Source organism: Kriegella aquimaris, from assembly GCF_900103215.1.
Classification (GTDB): domain Bacteria; phylum Bacteroidota; class Bacteroidia; order Flavobacteriales; family Flavobacteriaceae; genus Kriegella; species Kriegella aquimaris.
The window spans coordinates 25482-41617 of the sequence record NZ_FNGV01000017.1 but is presented as its reverse complement, the minus strand read 5'-3'; the positions used below and the strand labels follow the sequence as shown (position 1 = coordinate 41617).

Sequence of the window (16136 nt, the reverse complement as noted above, 5' to 3'; positions counted from 1 at the left end):
TAATTTAGCGGGTTTATTAATTATTCAAATGGGGCTATTTGACAAGTTGTTTGGCGGTGGCAAGAAAAAGGTTTCCAGAGAAACTTCGGAAACTCGTGGGGTACACATGCCTGATTTGGATTTGCCCGTAGATGAAAAATTTACCATCCATTTTAGAAAAAATGGTGGTAAGTTTATTTATTGCGATTCTTTTGCCGAAGTATCGCAGGCCTTAAAAAACATCGTAAAAGAAAATGATTGGCAAGACTATCCTTTCTTTGTAATGGATCCAAAGCTCGAGAACAAATTTTCCAAGGAAAACCTGAGCTTTGTTAATTCGGCAAAAAACAGCGAGGTATTTTTTACTACATGTGAGCATTTGATTGCCCAAAATGGCTCTATTTTAGTGTGCTCCAATCAACTTCATGAAAAAAAATTATACGAACTGCCTGATAACATTATCGTTTTTTCTACCACTAGCCAATTAGTTGAATCTATTGGCGAAGGGTTAAAAATCATTAAGAGGAAATACGGTCATAATATACCTGCCAATATAACCACGCTCAAACATTTTCAGGCGACCAATGAGAATTCAGATGACTTTCTAACCTACGGAAGCAGCTCTAAGAATCTATATCTTTTATTATTGGAAGATCTATAGCATGAGGGAAATTTTAAGGCGATCGCTCACAGGTGCAGTGTATATTTTTTTACTTTTATCCGCTGTCTTTCTTAGTTCCGATGCCTTTGATTTTCTGTTCATGGTCTTTGGCCTTGCCTGTCTCTACGAATATAAACGGTTAGTAGGTCTAAAAGGATACCACATATTCATTGCCTATCTGGCGTTATGGTGGGCCTTCATCTATTTTGTACACGACATGTTCGTGGTCTACGTGTTATTGTTTGTTACTATAGCCGTAAATTTTGCGCTCTTATTTTATCTATTTTCAAAAAAAGAAAAATTATTTAATACCTTTCAAAAGTTTATGATCGGGCTCTTCTATATAGGAGGAGGATGCATCTTTTTGACAATGATTCCATATACCAACGATGACTTTGTAAAATTTCTGATTATGGGTATCTTTATTCTCATCTGGATTAATGATACATTTGCATATTTGGTAGGCAGAGCTTTTGGAAAAAGAAAACTTTTCCCCCGTGTTTCTCCAAAAAAAACCTGGGAGGGTGCTATTGGAGGTTTAGTTTTCACATTGGCTGCAGCCTATTTCATGGCCAAATATGAGCCAATCGTTAACCAAGCCCAATGGGTCTCGTTGGCTGCCATAATTGTAGTGGCAGGTAGTCTAGGGGATTTGGTGGAATCGAAATTTAAAAGGGACGCAGGCGTAAAAGACAGTGGAGCCATCATGCCAGGCCATGGAGGAATGCTGGATCGTTTAGACAGTTTAATATTTGCAGCGCCTTTTGCCTATTTAACACTTAACATCATTGCCAATGTTTCATAAAGAAGGCCAAAAAATAATATTGCTTACTTTTTTTCTGGTCACTACCACAGTTTTATTAGCACAATTTTATATTGAAATTCCTTGGTTACGCTGGGCACTTCAAATAACGGCCTTGGTGGTACTGATTTTAATTCTTCAGTTCTTTAGAAACCCAAAAAGAAATCCGATCAAGAACTTCGACGAAATTCTGGCTCCCGTCGATGGTAAAGTAGTTGTTATAGAAGAAGTCGAGGAAACTGAATACTTCCACGATAGACGTAAACAGGTATCTATTTTCATGTCACCTGTAAATGTACATGTCACACGGTATCCTGCTAGTGGAAAGATAAAATACTCTAAATATCATCCAGGAAAATATTTGGTTGCCTGGCATCCTAAATCAAGTACTGACAATGAACGTACGACTGTAGTAATGCGAACGCCTAAATTTGGAGACATTTTGTACCGTCAAGTAGCGGGAGCAATGGCAAGACGTATTGTAAACTATGCCGAAGAAGGTGAAAACGTTCAACAGGGTGAAGATGCCGGATTTATTAAATTTGGTTCTAGGGTAGACTTATTCTTACCTTTAGACTGTGCGATAACTGTACGATTAAACCAAAAAGTGATTGGCGCCAAGACCTGCATAGCCGCCGCGATCGAGAGAAAAGATCATGAAGACTAAAAAGATAAATACTGATTTTTTAGAGGCTGTTGAATTTGTAAACAACTATACAAACCCTTTGCCTGCAGATCTTTTACTGAAACTCTACGCTTATTATAAAATAGCCAACAAGAACTTCAATAACCCTGGAAGCAAAACACCGCTTATAAACGCCTTCAAGGCCAATGCCTTGTTTCAGGCCAAAAATATAAGCCGGGAAGAGGCGATGGAGCAATATACGATGTTGGTGAATAAAGAAATCAGAAAATAGTTTGACCTACTGAGCCTCGAATTACATTATAAGCGCTTTTTTCAGCAACTCCAAGTCCTACTCATTCTACTCGTAAAGATCATCTAGATCTGCCTTAGAGAGCTCATAGAAGAAGGCTCCGATCTTCTCGGTTACGTCCTTAAAGAATCGCTCGCCTTTTTCCTTGGTAGATTTATGCGGATTACCAACGCCAGTATCCTCACTTATTTTCGACCATTTGCGTTCGGCCCAGACCCATCCTTCAGAAAAAGATTTTATTTTATACTTCTTATCCTTTCCATCTCCCCATTTTTCCCTCGGCAATACCAATTCAGGTTTTAAATAAAGTAACATACTTGTTTCCATTTCATCTGCGTGATCACCCTTTTCATCAAAGTACTTTGTTTTATCCAAAGCATCGGGCCACATCGAGAAGCTAATGAACATTTTCGGAAACTTCAATCCCAATTCACGTACCAAAGGTTTAAAGTTATTACCACCATGGCTGTTGAAAATCAACAATTTATAAACTCCTTGTCGATTTAAAACCTCAACAACATCTGTGAGAATCGCCAATTGCGTACTCGGATTCAAATTCATATCGAGATAAATATCGGGCTGACCCGTATTTACTCCAAAAGGTATGGTAGGAAGCACAACAACCTTTCCCCCTTTATCCCATGCAATTCTGGCCGATTCTGCCGCAAGATGGTCGGCCTCGATAATATCGGTGCCATAAGGCAAATGATAGTTGTGCGCTTCTGTAGCTCCCCATGGGAGAATTGCCAAATCGAATTTTGCGTCTTTTAAGGCTTCCCAATTAGTCTCGGCAAGTATGTATGGTCTCATATTTTAGGTTTAGTTATACAAACTTAAGAAGTCGATTCGTAAATGCGTGCTTCTTCATTAATATTCTATTAGTTGAGGAATTGAAATTCTAGATCTTATCAAACGGCACATTCAGCTACATCAAGTTATCAAGGAAGAATTGATGGTGTCTTTTTCCAAATAGGTAAAGTATACCCCTCCGAATATCGTAATCAAAAAATAAATAACCACGAGCATACTCCCCCATGACAAAAAAGTATTGACCCCGAACCAATCTCCAGTAAGCAAAACAAATAAGATTCCCATGATACTGCGCCCCAACTCAATCCAAATAGCATACGGTCTACGGTCCATCAGACTGGTATACCCGTAGATTCCTATAAAAACAAAAGCGGCAAAAAGTAAGAGTCCGTCAAAACCGATAGCCGTAAAATTAAAAAACATAAAGAGCAGAAAAAAGGTTGCCGCCAACATTTGAAATATAGCATATGCCTTGAACATATACGAAGACGGCGTATTATAACGCTCAAAATCATATACATCGGTTATTATTGTCACGGGATACTTCTCTTTGACATCCGCTGGCCTCCACCCTGTCGGCATAAACCAAATTCTAATTTTATCATAATAACGCTTCGTTCGCCAAGCATCTTGAATCAACCTCCAAAGGTGCTGAAAATTAATATGAATAGGGTTCCAAGTTGCTGCAGGTTTCAACACTCCATACTGCGGAGGCACCTCTTCAAGTTCTTCTTGAAAGGTACCGAACCAACGATCCCAAACACATAGAATCTGACCTAAATTCTTATCGATATACTCAGGGTTAATGGCATGATGCACACGATGCTGTGATGGGGTTACAATGATATATTCCAACCATCCCATTTTACCTATATGTTGGGTGTGGTACCAGAACTGTGCAAATAAATGAATCGGTGCCAACACGGCAATTACTTCATTAGGCACACCAACTACCGCAGCAGGAATCAGCAAAAGAGGGAAATAACCAATCAAATTAGAAATTGACTGTCGCAATGCACAGGCTAAATTAAACTCTTCACTACTATGATGAATTACATGTTGATTCCAAAAAAAATTGATTTTATGACTTAACCGATGGTTCCAATAGCCCGCAAAATCAATTACAATAAAGGCAACCAACCAGACGCCCCAAGTTGCTTTTATACTTGTCACGGCCATATACTCAAGAAGAATGGGGTAAGAAACCAAAATTAACCCTAAGCCCAATGAATCCTTAATGATGTTGGTCAGGCCCGAGCTAATGCTCGAAACAGAATCCATGACTTTATGCTTTTGATTCTTCACAAAATGCCCGTAGGCAATTTCAACAACGAGCAGTAACATAAAAAAAGGAATGGCATATAAAAGCGCATTTGCGTACGTATCCATCTAGATATTTATCATTTTCAGTTACAACGAAAATCTTAATTATTCTATTTGAATGGCCCGACCATTATATGCGCTCGAAATGTACCGGGATCCATCAACCAAGGCATTCCCTTTTCATGGGGTTTGGCAGGCAAGCCAGTAGACTCATTTGTTGCAAAAGGGGTATAAATAACGTAACGGTATTGACCATCACCCAATTCGCCCGTTTTCTTGTCATAAGCTTCATCGCTACCGTAATAAACGTACATCATACTTGGCACGATTGGCATTTGCCATTTGCCGGCAGCTACTTCAGCGCCCTGAATTTCGCGTTTTTCTTTGGTGTTCTTACCCTCAGCCGTAAGTTCTCTACCTCTTTTCATAAAAGGCTCAAGTTCTTTAGAATAACACGCAACACTTATGCCTTCTTTGGCCGGGTCATCACCAATACAAACGAGGTTATTCGTGCCTTCTCGCAAGACGACCATTTCACCAGAGGCGTTATAGCCATATACCATCGCACCCTGTTTATCACTGTCTGGAGCAGGCAAAACCGCAGTTTTTATCTGAATATCAGTGGGCAAGATTTCAAGTTTTCCCTCTTGGGCTAGAATTGGCAAAAAGAACAAAATAAAGATTGCAACTATTATATTTTTCATCACTTTTAGGTTTTTACTAAAGATAACTATTTTACGAATAATTTTTAAATAACATTACCTCTGAAACTTTTTAAGATTTCCGAAATAAAAAATGCCTTTGTATCGCCCGAAATAAGTTAAGTTCCCAAAAATTTAAAGAAAAATAAGCCATAACCCTACTGTTTCCTTACTGAGCATTGCCTAATGTAAATTTATAATTGTCATACTAGCCCTAATTTTAAATGGTTCAAAAAAAATATTAATTTGACCCTTTAAATTATTTACTTTGCGGTCTATAATCACAAACCATCTTTTTTAACATCTACCATAGCCAATCAAATGAGATTATCGCTTCAAGCAAAAATTAACTATCTAGCGTTATCTCTCTTTGTTCTCACCGCACTTTTTAGCGTGGGTCATCACCAATCGGATGAACATTATCAAGTACTTGAATTTGCCCAATATAAACTAGGACACATCAGTGCAGATGAATTGCCTTGGGAGTTTAATGAAAAAATAAGACCATCGTTGCAGCCTTGGATAACGGTGATGCTAGTAAAGGGTCTCAATGCAATCGGTATCACAGACCCTTTTCGTCTGACCACTTTTTTAAGGTTGCTAAGTGGCATATTGATGTGGCTGATTATTAAAAATTTCAATAAACTACTTAATGACACCTATTTTCCAGACTCGAGATGGGCGCTAATTTTTAGTGGTTGCGCTTTCTTTTTATGGTATGTACCATACATAAGTGTCCGATTTTCCTCAGAAAATTATTCAACTATCTGCTTTTTATTAGGCCTGTATTTCTTAATAAAAAATAAACATCGATTCTGGTATCTTGCTCTGATAGGGGCATGTTTCGGGTTTTCAATATTATTCCGGTATCAATTGGGAGTTGCCATTGCTGGTGTGTTTGCCTGGCTGTTGTTTGTAGAGAAAAAGAGAATTCAAGAGATTATGGCAATAGCAGGTGCCATGGTACTCGTTCTTATTTTTGGTACCTATCTTGACTACTTATTTTATGGTGAATTTGTCATAGCCCCCCTAAACTACCTGAATGTCAATTTAATCGAAGGGAAAGCGGCAGAATTCGGCGTTAAATCGTTCTGGTATTATCTATTACTCTTTCTACTGGTCGTTGCTCCTCCCTTAAGCCTTATACTGCCCCTTTTCTTTTTTCTTGGAATTAAGAAATTGAAACACAATGTCATTATTTGGAGCATTGTACCTTTCGTGCTTATCCATTTTTTGATCGGCCACAAAGAATTCAGGTTCTTATACCCGATGAGTTACCTTTTTATTTTTATCACGGTTTATGGTAGCTCTTTATTTCTTAAAGGAAGGAACATAAAAAATTACCAGCGTACCTTGATTAAAATAGCCGTGGTTCTCAATATGATTTTTCTCGTACTTATGATATTTCGACCCGCAAAGGGAACTGTCTTGTTCTACAAGTATTTATATGAAAATAGGGAGGCTGGAAACAACATGGTACTCACGACCAAGAAAGATTTCTATAACCTTATGGGAGACTTAAAAACCACCTTCTACACGCCTAAGGATATGCGCTCGTATACTGTAGAATCTTCTGATGACCTAGAAGGATTTTTAAATACGAAGAACATCTCATCATGTTATTATGTACATTCAGGCTATGCCTTTGAAGGTTCTGTACCCGGTTATTCCTTTGAGAAAGTTTACGCTGTGTATCCAGATTTTATTGGCGAACTCGATTTTGTGAATACCAAAAAAATCAGAACGAAATGTATCTACCTCGTTTCGCGCGACAAAAAGTAAATTTAGTTTTAAAGTTTTGACTCGATTGCCTTTTCGTGTACTTTGTTACCATCGAAGTCGTAGTGCGTGAAAGTAATTATTGGTATCTAATTTTATCGTTGTACGGAAACAGAGATTAAGCCACCCTTCACCCTTAAAAATTGATGTTTGGGACAGTATGTTATCGAGATTCCAACCTTGCGCATGTTCATCGCTAATCGCCCCTGAAATAAACTCCATAAGGCCCGTATTAGTATCTTTTAAAACATACTGCCAGTAAAGATCTCCATTGATTAGAAACGTATTTTTTTGATTCAACAAGAAGTTTCGCAACCAAATACCTTCCGTTTGACCTGGGAAATATATTTTGGAAAATTTATAAAGTTGCCAAATAGAAAAAGTGCCTCATCTTGAAATATGTAGAATTCTGAAATTGACTCCATCAAAATAAGGCTTAAGATACGGCTATCGTCGCATTATTTGGCAGAACGTGATTTTGTTTCAGTAGTTAGTCTGAGCGCGGCTACGCCAACAGAAAGACCTTGAATAAACAAATTCATTCCACTTAAATATGCTGTAAATATAAAACCAGGTGAAAGACATATCCTTAAAAACTAGATTTAAAGAGGTTTTCGTCCAGAAATAATATTATAAAGCACTACGATTACCGCTATTACTATTAAAATATGCAGCAGATTACTGGTACCAATGCCCGGTACGACATTCAACATGCCCAAAAGCCAGACTACTATACATATAACCGCCACAAGCCAGAGAAGACCTCTCATAATATTTGATTTAAAGTTTATCAATACTACTTATAAAAATACACAGCGATTAACGCTATACATTTAAAAATGACCGCGATTGCATAAAAAAGGAATCTAGCTCAGCCTGCTTGTGTAAAATCTGAAAGGATATATGATAATTATTTTTATTTTCCAGTAAGTCAGAAAAAGTTTAAATAGAAAACAAAATTTCCTTTTTACAATAATTATTTATTGTTTATCAATAAATAATTATTATTTTGCGATATATAATAAATAACCTAAGCATGAATGCAACTAGCAAACCAAAGAGCATCACCTTCATTAATTTTCTAGCCAATCTTTTTAGAATAGGTTTTTTTCTCCTAGCTTTTTCATTATTCATTTGGGTCATATATAACATTTTTATCTTTTTCACCGATAGCCCTACCATCCACATGGATTTTCCGGTGATGTTTTCGCTTACCGAACAGGGATTGTGGAATAATCCCGACACTAGCGAATTATCTAAATTCTATATGCAGTCTATGGGAATGATAAGGGCTGAAAACCTTCCAAAAGGCTTTCTAGCGTTATATAGTATAATTACCCTGTTCGCAAACCTCTGTATACTTTTATCAATGCGACAGGTTCTTCTTATTTTGGAATCGGCCAAAACTGGTGCTTTCTTAATTGTTGAAAATGCTATTCGTTTGCGGTGGATCGCTCTATTAGGGATTGCCATTTTTTTATTGGAAAGAACAGGGCTCCTGATTTCCGCTTACTTTTTTAGTGATAAATTGCAGGTTTCAGGGTTGGAATTTACAAGTGTCAACTTTTTTTCCTTTTTCTATTTTGAAACAATATTCTACGCCTTATTCCTTTTAGTCATAGCGGAAGCGTTCCGTATAGGTGCAGAATTAAAAAAAGAAGCCGACCTAACCATATAGAAGAACACAGATGCCAATTATTGTAAACCTCGATGTCATGCTCGCAAAACGGAAAATGTCGCTGACCGAACTTTCGGAAAAAGTGGGCATAACCTTGTCGAACCTTTCCATTCTAAAAAGTGGAAAGGCCAAGGCCATTCGTTTTAGTACCTTAGAGGCAATTTGCCAAGCTCTCGAATGCCAGCCCGCCGATATTCTTGAATATCAATCCGATACATAAATGTCATGCCATGTTGGGATAACATGATTATCCAATTGAACGCCTCTCAAACCTTTTGACGAACCCTAAGACAAGCTTGCCAAACTCTTCTCCAATGTTTCTATTTTAGCTTCAGCATCCGCTTGCTTTTTACGCTCAACGGCAATCACATTTTCGGGAGCATTATTGACAAAACGTTCGTTACTCAGTTTCTTTTGTACGGAAATTAAAAAACCTTTGGTGTACTTAAGCTCCTCCTCGATTTTCTTGATTTCGGCTTCCACATCTACGGCTCCGCTGATAGGAACGAAGTATTCGTTACTTTTTACCCTAAAAGTCAAGGCCCCGTCAACAGCAGCATCGACATATGAAATATCGGACACATTGGTAAGTTTCTTAATGATAACATCCCAATCTTGAGTTGCTTTTTCTCCGTTCAGCACAGCCAGTTCCAACGACTCTTTCATCGGAATGTTTTTCTCTTTTCGAATCGTCCGTATGCCAGCGATTACATCCGCGGCAAAATCAAATTGAGCGATTAAATCAAGATCAACTTTTTCAACTGCTGGCCATTGCGCCACGATTAAAGCTTCTTCGGGCGTTCGTTCGGCAATATGCTGCCAAACCTCTTCTGTTAAAAATGGCATAAAAGGATGCAACAATTTTAGGTTCTCCTCAAAAATCTGAATAACCGCGTCGAAGGTTGTTTTATCAATGGGTTGCTGGTAAGCGGGTTTGATAATTTCTAAAAGCCATGAACTATAATCATCCCACACAAGCTTGTAGATAGACATCAAGGCATCAGAAATTCTGTATTTACTAAAATGATCCTCGATTTCAACCAGTGTCTGATTGAATTTCGCAGTATACCATTCAATTCCTAGTTTGGAAGCCTCTGGTTGTGGAAGGTCTTGCACTTCCCATCCTTTCAACAATCGGAAACCGTTCCATATTTTATTGGCAAAGTTCTTACCTTGTTGGCACAGGTCTTCATCGAACATGAGGTCATTACCTGCAGCCGAACTTAATAAAAGTCCGACACGAACACCGTCGGCACCATAATTCTCAATTAGCTTCAAGGCATCGGGCGAATTACCCAACGATTTCGACATTTTTCTGCGCTGCTTATCACGTACGATTCCTGTGAAATAAACATTTTTAAAAGGCCGTTCATCTCGATATTCGTACCCTGCAATAATCATACGGGCCACCCAAAAGAAAATAATGTCAGGTGCTGTGACCAAATCACTCGTAGGGTAATAATAATTGATCTCTTCATTATCTGGCTCCAGTATACCATTGAAAACGCTCATAGGCCATAACCATGAAGAAAACCAAGTATCTACAACATCTTCGTCTTGTCTTAAATCGGCAATCGTCAGTGTATCGTTTTTAGACTTCTCTTTGGCTAAACGCAAAGCATCCTCTATACTTTCGGCAACTACGTAGTCATCTTGCCCATCACCAAAGTAGTACGCAGGAATCTGTTGTCCCCACCATAATTGGCGTGAAATATTCCAATCCCGAATGTTCTCCATCCAGTGTCTATAGGTGTTTTCGAATTTTTTAGGGAAGAATTTTATTTCCTCTGTTTCTAAAACGGACCTTAAGGCCGGCTTTACCAAATCTTCCATTTTCAAAAACCACTGATCTGAAAGACGGGGCTCGATTACCGCCTTTGTGCGCTCTGAAGTGCCCACTTTATTGGTGTATGACTCTTTCTTTACTAAAAAGCCTTTTTCCTCCAATTCTTTGGAAATTTCTTTCCGAACAACAAATCTGTCTTTTCCTTCGTAATGCAGACCGAAACTATTTAAAGATGCGTCAGCATTAAAAATATCAATAGTCTCTAAATTATGCTTTTCTCCCAAAGCTTTATCATTGACATCGTGAGCAGGCGTAACCTTTAAACATCCGGTACCAAACTCAATATCGACATAATCATCTTCGATAATGGGTATTATTCGATTGCAAATAGGCACAACGACCTTTTTTCCTTTCAAATGCGTATAGCGCTCATCGTTCGGATTAATACAGACTGCAGTATCACCCAAAATAGTTTCAGGCCTTGTAGTCGCGATAGTAACTGTTTCATCAGACCCCTCAATTTTATAACTCAAGTAATAAAGTAGGCCCTGCTTTTCTTCATAGATTACCTCTTCGTCAGACAGGGTAGTCTGTGCTTGGGGATCCCAATTGACCATTCTATACCCTCTGTATATCAAACCTTTATTGAACAAATCAATAAACACTTTGATAACAGATGCTGACATGGTGTCATCCATGGTGAAAGCGGTACGTTTCCAGTCGCATGAACAGCCCAACTTTTTCAGTTGCTCCAGAATTACACCGCCATATTCGTCGGTCCAGTCCCACGCATGTTTTAAAAATTCATCTCTGGAAATATCGGTCTTTTGAATATTCTTTTCTTTGAGTCTGGCCACTACCTTGGCTTCGGTGGCAATGGAAGCATGATCCGTACCGGGGACCCAACAAGCATTCTTTCCCATGAGCCGTGCCCTGCGCGTCAGTACGTCCTGCAAGGTATTATTCAACATATGCCCCATATGTAAAACTCCTGTCACGTTTGGTGGTGGAATTACGATAGTATAAGGCTCTCGATCATCGGGAACAGAATGAAAATAATTATGCTGCATCCAGTAGTCATACCAACGGTTTTCTACGTTTTGAGGATCATATTTTGAAGGTACTTCCATTATTTCGGTACGGTTTTTGGTAAATCTTAACTTCGGTTATTAAATTGGCCGAAAAGATATGTTAAAAGTTATTAAATTATGAGGTATTGACCCTAATTTAAATACGAAACAAAAATAAGTAACGTTAATAGATAACAAAAGAATTTTGGGGGTTCATCTGAAAAGATTTACTTTTGAAATTACCCTAAATTAAAAACTATGAAAAAAATAGTACTTGTATTATTTATTGGAATGTTAGGTATAAGCCTTACCGCACAGGATACGGCAGCAAAAATTGAATTCAAATCAGAGACCGTAGACTACGGTGAAATCACCAAGGGAAGTGACGGTATTCGTGTGTTTGAATTTAAAAATACAGGAAATGCACCTTTAATTGTGAGCAAAGTAAGTTCTAGCTGTGGTTGTACTATTCCTAAGAAACCCGAAGACCCTATTTTACCAGGTAAAACGGGAGAGATTCAGGTTAAATACGATACGAACAGAGTTGGCCCGATCAGAAAGGCCATTACGGTTATTTCGAATGCCGATACACCTACAAAGGTTTTAAAAATCAAAGGAGAAGTAAAAGCCTCTGGAGGAACAAAATAGAATGACATCATTTTAAAAAAAGCCCCGATGAATCGGGGCTTTTTTAGTTTAAATAAGTACCAGTTAGTTGCCATTCCAGTCACTTGAACATATGCTTCAGCACAAAAGAAAAAAGTAGGTTGTTTTGACGTCTGGCGATACGCACCTTAATTTTTTTTCCGTCCTTTTCATTCAACATTTGCATAACTTCCTGAAGCTTATAGCGATGTATACTTTTACCATTCACTGATAGAATAATATCACCTGCTTTTAACCCCGCCTCGTCTGCAGGGCTACCGGCCCTAATACCCGAAACGATTATTTCAGGAACCAAACTGATACGCGTTCTATTTTCGAATAATATCTGAACATCACCAAATGATTTTCCTTCTTTTTGGACCACTCCACGTGAATCGGCAATACTTTCGGAAATATACCTCACCCCGTTGTGCTGCAAATCTATGCCACTCATATTATATTGAAAAGGAGTGTTGAAATTCTTATTCTTCCGCAGTACTATTTTATTGTTCGGGTAATCGAAAACGATGTTGAACCTCTTCAGCATCTCCCCCCCAATGCTACCGTTTCTATCACCAAGATTTTTGATATTGTTGAAGGATTCCTTACTCGGGAACGCCGCTTTTGCATCCTTTAGGATAAAGCCACCTATACTAAGTCTATTCACCATTGTTCGCTTACCGAACACTTGACCGCTCAATCCTATTCCTAAAAAATCATCGTAATTTTTATCCGGTATTCCCAAGTCCTCATCCTCAAAAAGCCAAATGGCGTCGCTACTTCCGGTATCCAATAACAGTTTTACGGGAACTTGACCCCTCTCGTTCAAATATACGGTACCATTTATATACGCTTTTTTCTTGAATACCGTCAAAGCAAGAGATTCCTCTTGCCTACCTTTTCTATGACGATAAAACCGCGGATCATGAAACTTGATAATCTTTTTTACATAATTAATATCTACAATAAAATCCTTGAACAAGTCATACCCTATAATTCCGTGTATGGGAATACCTAAGGATGGGGAAAAATTTAGACCACGATCCATAACCACATACAAAGGTTGACTTCGGTTCACCACACTTTTAAGTTCGAACACATTACCGTTTGAACTTAATGCGTCAATCGGTTCCCCTTGACCGAGCCCTTTGATGCGTATTTCGGAGACGTTATTAATTTGAACGGAATCTTGATCGGAAAGATTAAAAAGAATGGGGCTGCTCACCCCAGAATCTAAAATAAACGAAAGTTCGGTACCGTTCACTGAAACTGGTATGATTATGAGATTATTGACCAGTTGAAACCTGACCTTCTCATATCGTTGACCCATGGGCATACTATACCCTTGTGCCGAACCAACAAAGGGAATACACAATACCAAAAAAAGGTAATATGTCAAAAAATTCTTCAACACTTTCGTTATTAACAACTTAAGTCTATTAAATTTACAGAATATTCAGGCAAAGCACTTGTTATTTAACATAAGATCTAAAAACTGGAAACTTTTAAGTTGAATTATATTAGGCTATCGCCCGCCAATCTCAAATAAACCCATGCAATATTGCTTTGTCCGTTTTGATTTCCCATTTTTGTTGAAAATAAGCTGTGTATGCCAACTATTTCAAATAAAGGGCAGTCGATGCCCTCATCCCCTATCAGAAAACTGGTTCCTTTTGCCGAACATGCAAAGAAAAATGGAGCCAAAGTCATACATCTCAATATTGGACAACCCGACATAAAGACGCCCAAGGTCGCCTTGGATGCCGTCAAAAACAATACATTAGAGATTTTAGAATACAGTAGAACGGAAGGTTCTGACGCGTATAGGGAAAAGCTCGCCAAATATTACGCTAAAAATGACATTTTAGTCGATGCCCAAGACATTATAATAACCACGGGTGGTTCAGAAGCATTGGCATTCGCCATGGGCACTATTGCCGACATGGGCGATGAAATAATTATACCAGAACCTTTTTATGCAAATTATAATGGGTTTGCCATAGCTGCAGGTGTTCGCGTGGTTCCTGTAGAATCACGAATTGAAGATAATTTTGCATTACCTCCGATAGAAGAGTTCGAAAAACTTATAACGCCATCAACTCGGGCCATACTCATTTGTAATCCGGGAAACCCAACAGGGTATCTTTACTCGCAAGAAGAAATCAAGAAATTGGCGGTCATCGCAAAAAAACACGATTTGTTCTTAATTGCAGATGAAGTATACCGTGAATTTACCTATGAGGGAAAAGAACACTACTCTATACTACAAGAACCTGGATTGGAGAATCACGCCATAATGGTCGATTCGGTTTCGAAAAGATATAGCATGTGCGGGGCTCGCATTGGTTGTTTGGTTACAAAAAACAAGGAAGTGATTGCCACATCCATGAAATTTGCTCAGGCGCGATTATCTCCACCTACCTATGCCCAAATTGCAAGTGAGGCCGCTTTAGAAACTCCCCAGTCTTATTTTGACGAGGTAAAAGAAGAATATGTCTCCCGAAGAGATTTTTTAGTAGCGGAACTAAGCAAAATCGAAGGGGTAAAAGTCGCCAAACCACAAGGTGCTTTTTACTGTATCGCCGAGCTACCCGTGAATGACACCGATGATTTTTCCCAATGGTTATTGGAAGATTACCGATTGAACGGGGAAACAGTTATGCTGGCCCCGGCAGCGGGGTTCTACTCCACCCCAGGACTAGGAAAAAACCAAGTGCGTTTGGCTTATGTTTTAGAAAAGGAAAGCTTGAAACGGGCCGTTGCGATACTAAAGGAAGCCTTAAAGAGTTATATAGGTTGATGAGAATTAACAAAAATGTATCGCTTAAACCTTATAATACCTTCGGCATTGAAGCCAAGGCCAATTTCTTCTGTGAAATCAATTCGACCGAAGATCTGAAACAGGCACTGCGACTGAAAGAATACCCTGAAAAATTCGTTTTGAGCGGAGGTAGCAACATGCTTATCACCAAAGATATCGAAGCTTTGGTGTTGCATATAAACCTCAAGGGCATTGAAATAGTTGCCGAGAATCAAGATTATGTCGTCATAAAGATAATGGCCGGTGAAAATTGGCATCAAATGGTGTTATGGACTTTAGCACGAAACTATGGCGGCTTGGAAAATATGTCGCTCATCCCCGGAAACACGGGAACAGCTCCCATTCAGAACATAGGTGCGTATGGCGTAGAACTCAAAGACACCTTTGTAGGCTGTGAAGCCATGAATATTTCAAATCAAAATATTGAAAAATTCAGCAAAGAAGATTGCAATTTTGGCTATCGTGATTCATACTTTAAAAACGAAGGCAAAGGTAAATACATTATAACCTCGGTAAACTTACAGCTTACCAAAAGAGACCATATAAAGAGCACCTCTTACGGAGCGATCGAAACGGAGTTACAAGACAGAGGAATTGGCGAACCAACCATTCAAGATATCTCTAGGGCAGTTATCGCCATTAGGCAACAGAAGCTTCCTGATCCTAACGAAATAGGGAACAGTGGAAGTTTTTTCAAAAATCCGATGGTTTCCCGCTCGGCATTCGATACCTTTATCTCCGACCACCCCAACGCCCCATTTTATAAAATTTCCGATGACGCCTATAAAATTCCCGCTGGTTGGCTTATCGAACAGTGCGGTTATAAAGGCAAACGCTACGGTGATGCAGGGGTTCACAAAAATCAAGCTCTAGTATTGGTTAATTACGGTAACGCCACAGGTCAAGAAATTCTGGCTTTGGCGAATAACATTATAAATAGTGTCTCTGATAAATTTGGCATTCACATAACACCTGAAGTCAATATCATTAGGTAGTATGTCACAAAACCCAATTTATTGAACAAAAAATAACCCCCTAAGAAGTTTCTTAAGGGGCTATACCAAACCAAACTAACCAAAACTAAATGCACAATTACCAGTTGCACATTTATCTATTAAAATTTTTAGAATTCGAGACCTATAACAA

The 16136-nt window shown here is 38.6% G+C and carries 17 protein-coding genes; 10 read left to right on the top strand and 7 right to left on the bottom strand.

Translation table 11 applies throughout. From position 1 onward, the window contains the following. Positions 1-28 precede the first annotated feature (28 nt). From BLS33_RS21860 to BLS33_RS21845, 4 genes are read left to right on the top strand one after another with little or no spacing between them, the layout of a single operon-like run. The gene (locus tag BLS33_RS21860) at positions 29-640 is read left to right on the top strand and encodes an LUD domain-containing protein (RefSeq protein ID WP_089894978.1); all 612 of its coding nucleotides are present in this window, start codon (positions 29-31) and stop codon (positions 638-640) included. 1 nt (position 641) lies between these two features. After that, entirely contained in the window at positions 642-1445 is an 804-nt protein-coding gene (locus tag BLS33_RS21855) for a phosphatidate cytidylyltransferase (RefSeq protein ID WP_089894976.1), read from the top strand. After that, the gene (locus BLS33_RS21850) at positions 1435-2109 is read left to right on the top strand and encodes a phosphatidylserine decarboxylase family protein (RefSeq protein WP_089894974.1); all 675 of its coding nucleotides are present in this window, start codon (positions 1435-1437) and stop codon (positions 2107-2109) included. Before BLS33_RS21855 ends, BLS33_RS21850 begins: the two co-directional genes overlap by 11 nt. Beyond that, positions 2099-2359 (top strand): acyl-CoA-binding protein, encoded by a 261-nt coding sequence (locus BLS33_RS21845; RefSeq protein WP_089894972.1) that lies wholly within the window; start codon positions 2099-2101, stop codon positions 2357-2359. Before BLS33_RS21850 ends, BLS33_RS21845 begins: the two co-directional genes overlap by 11 nt. Before the next feature lie 66 nt (positions 2360-2425). Here the strand turns inward: BLS33_RS21845 and BLS33_RS21840 are convergent, their stop codons facing one another. The 3 genes from BLS33_RS21840 to BLS33_RS21830 form a co-directional block, all read right to left on the bottom strand. Then, the gene (locus tag BLS33_RS21840) at positions 2426-3187 is read right to left on the bottom strand and encodes a creatininase family protein (protein ID WP_089894970.1); all 762 of its coding nucleotides are present in this window, start codon (positions 3185-3187) and stop codon (positions 2426-2428) included. A 120-nt stretch (positions 3188-3307) separates the two neighbouring features. Continuing rightward, positions 3308-4576, bottom strand: coding sequence for a sterol desaturase family protein (locus BLS33_RS21835; RefSeq protein WP_089894968.1), 1269 nt, complete (start codon positions 4574-4576; stop codon positions 3308-3310). A gap of 44 nt (positions 4577-4620) precedes the next feature. Further along, entirely contained in the window at positions 4621-5214 is a 594-nt protein-coding gene (locus tag BLS33_RS21830) for a hypothetical protein (RefSeq protein WP_089894966.1), read from the bottom strand. A gap of 318 nt (positions 5215-5532) precedes the next feature. Here BLS33_RS21830 and BLS33_RS21825 point away from each other — a divergent pair, with 318 nt between their 5' ends. Continuing rightward, entirely contained in the window at positions 5533-6993 is a 1461-nt protein-coding gene (locus tag BLS33_RS21825) for a glycosyltransferase family protein (RefSeq protein ID WP_089894964.1), read from the top strand. A 45-nt stretch (positions 6994-7038) separates the two neighbouring features. On the opposite strand, the gene BLS33_RS21820 is transcribed toward BLS33_RS21825, so the two are convergent. Both BLS33_RS21820 and BLS33_RS24695 read right to left on the bottom strand, forming a co-directional pair. Continuing rightward, positions 7039-7293 carry a hypothetical protein gene (locus BLS33_RS21820; protein ID WP_143017670.1) on the bottom strand — a complete coding sequence of 85 codons (255 nt, stop codon included), beginning with the start codon at positions 7291-7293 and terminating at the stop codon, positions 7039-7041. 299 nt (positions 7294-7592) lie between these two features. After that, positions 7593-7760: a lmo0937 family membrane protein gene (locus BLS33_RS24695; RefSeq protein WP_143017669.1), complete on the bottom strand. Its 168-nt coding sequence runs from the start codon at positions 7758-7760 to the stop codon at positions 7593-7595. Between the two features lie 266 nt (positions 7761-8026). Between BLS33_RS24695 and BLS33_RS21815 the strand changes: the two genes are divergently transcribed. Further along, a complete protein-coding gene (locus tag BLS33_RS21815; protein WP_089894960.1) occupies positions 8027-8668 on the top strand; it encodes a DUF2975 domain-containing protein in 642 nt (213 codons plus the stop codon). Between the two features lie 10 nt (positions 8669-8678). Continuing rightward, positions 8679-8888, top strand: a complete 210-nt coding sequence (locus BLS33_RS21810) for a helix-turn-helix domain-containing protein (protein ID WP_089894958.1) — start codon at positions 8679-8681, stop codon at positions 8886-8888. Between the two features lie 65 nt (positions 8889-8953). Here BLS33_RS21810 and BLS33_RS21805 read toward each other — a convergent pair whose 3' ends face one another. Further along, positions 8954-11584, bottom strand: a complete 2631-nt coding sequence (locus BLS33_RS21805) for a valine--tRNA ligase (RefSeq protein WP_089894957.1) — start codon at positions 11582-11584, stop codon at positions 8954-8956. Positions 11585-11782: 198 nt separating this feature from the next. On the opposite strand from BLS33_RS21805, the gene BLS33_RS21800 reads away from it, so the two are divergent. After that, positions 11783-12172 (top strand): DUF1573 domain-containing protein, encoded by a 390-nt coding sequence (locus BLS33_RS21800; RefSeq protein ID WP_089894955.1) that lies wholly within the window; start codon positions 11783-11785, stop codon positions 12170-12172. Positions 12173-12251: 79 nt separating this feature from the next. Here the strand turns inward: BLS33_RS21800 and BLS33_RS21795 are convergent, their stop codons facing one another. Beyond that, positions 12252-13583 carry an aspartyl protease family protein gene (locus tag BLS33_RS21795; protein WP_317039876.1) on the bottom strand — a complete coding sequence of 444 codons (1332 nt, stop codon included), beginning with the start codon at positions 13581-13583 and terminating at the stop codon, positions 12252-12254. A 195-nt stretch (positions 13584-13778) separates the two neighbouring features. Here BLS33_RS21795 and BLS33_RS21790 point away from each other — a divergent pair, with 195 nt between their 5' ends. Both BLS33_RS21790 and murB read left to right on the top strand, forming a co-directional pair. After that, a complete protein-coding gene (locus BLS33_RS21790; RefSeq protein ID WP_089894953.1) occupies positions 13779-14969 on the top strand; it encodes a pyridoxal phosphate-dependent aminotransferase in 1191 nt (396 codons plus the stop codon). Further along, positions 14969-15985, top strand: a complete 1017-nt coding sequence (gene murB / locus BLS33_RS21785; protein ID WP_089894950.1) for a UDP-N-acetylmuramate dehydrogenase — start codon at positions 14969-14971, stop codon at positions 15983-15985. Before BLS33_RS21790 ends, murB begins: the two co-directional genes overlap by 1 nt. Positions 15986-16136: the final 151 nt, after the last annotated feature.

Bases quoted from the DNA above. Each gene is read 5' to 3' on its own strand.
- BLS33_RS21835 (WP_089894968.1), bottom strand. From the start codon at position 4,576: ATGGATACGTACGCAAATGCGCTTTTATATGCCATTCCTTTTTTTATG.
- BLS33_RS21805 (WP_089894957.1), bottom strand. From the start codon at position 11,584: ATGGAAGTACCTTCAAAATATGATCCTCAAAACGTAGAAAACCGTTGG.
- BLS33_RS21845 (WP_089894972.1), top strand. From the start codon at position 2,099: ATGAAGACTAAAAAGATAAATACTGATTTTTTAGAGGCTGTTGAATTT.
- BLS33_RS21830 (WP_089894966.1), bottom strand. From the start codon at position 5,214: ATGAAAAATATAATAGTTGCAATCTTTATTTTGTTCTTTTTGCCAATT.
- BLS33_RS21855 (WP_089894976.1), top strand. From the start codon at position 642: ATGAGGGAAATTTTAAGGCGATCGCTCACAGGTGCAGTGTATATTTTT.
- BLS33_RS21790 (WP_089894953.1), top strand. From the start codon at position 13,779: ATGCCAACTATTTCAAATAAAGGGCAGTCGATGCCCTCATCCCCTATC.
- BLS33_RS21815 (WP_089894960.1), top strand. From the start codon at position 8,027: ATGAATGCAACTAGCAAACCAAAGAGCATCACCTTCATTAATTTTCTA.
- BLS33_RS21840 (WP_089894970.1), bottom strand. From the start codon at position 3,187: ATGAGACCATACATACTTGCCGAGACTAATTGGGAAGCCTTAAAAGAC.
- BLS33_RS21800 (WP_089894955.1), top strand. From the start codon at position 11,783: ATGAAAAAAATAGTACTTGTATTATTTATTGGAATGTTAGGTATAAGC.
- BLS33_RS21825 (WP_089894964.1), top strand. From the start codon at position 5,533: ATGAGATTATCGCTTCAAGCAAAAATTAACTATCTAGCGTTATCTCTC.
- BLS33_RS21860 (WP_089894978.1), top strand. From the start codon at position 29: ATGGGGCTATTTGACAAGTTGTTTGGCGGTGGCAAGAAAAAGGTTTCC.
- murB (WP_089894950.1), top strand. From the start codon at position 14,969: ATGAGAATTAACAAAAATGTATCGCTTAAACCTTATAATACCTTCGGC.
- BLS33_RS24695 (WP_143017669.1), bottom strand. From the start codon at position 7,760: ATGAGAGGTCTTCTCTGGCTTGTGGCGGTTATATGTATAGTAGTCTGG.
- BLS33_RS21850 (WP_089894974.1), top strand. From the start codon at position 1,435: ATGTTTCATAAAGAAGGCCAAAAAATAATATTGCTTACTTTTTTTCTG.
- BLS33_RS21810 (WP_089894958.1), top strand. From the start codon at position 8,679: ATGCCAATTATTGTAAACCTCGATGTCATGCTCGCAAAACGGAAAATG.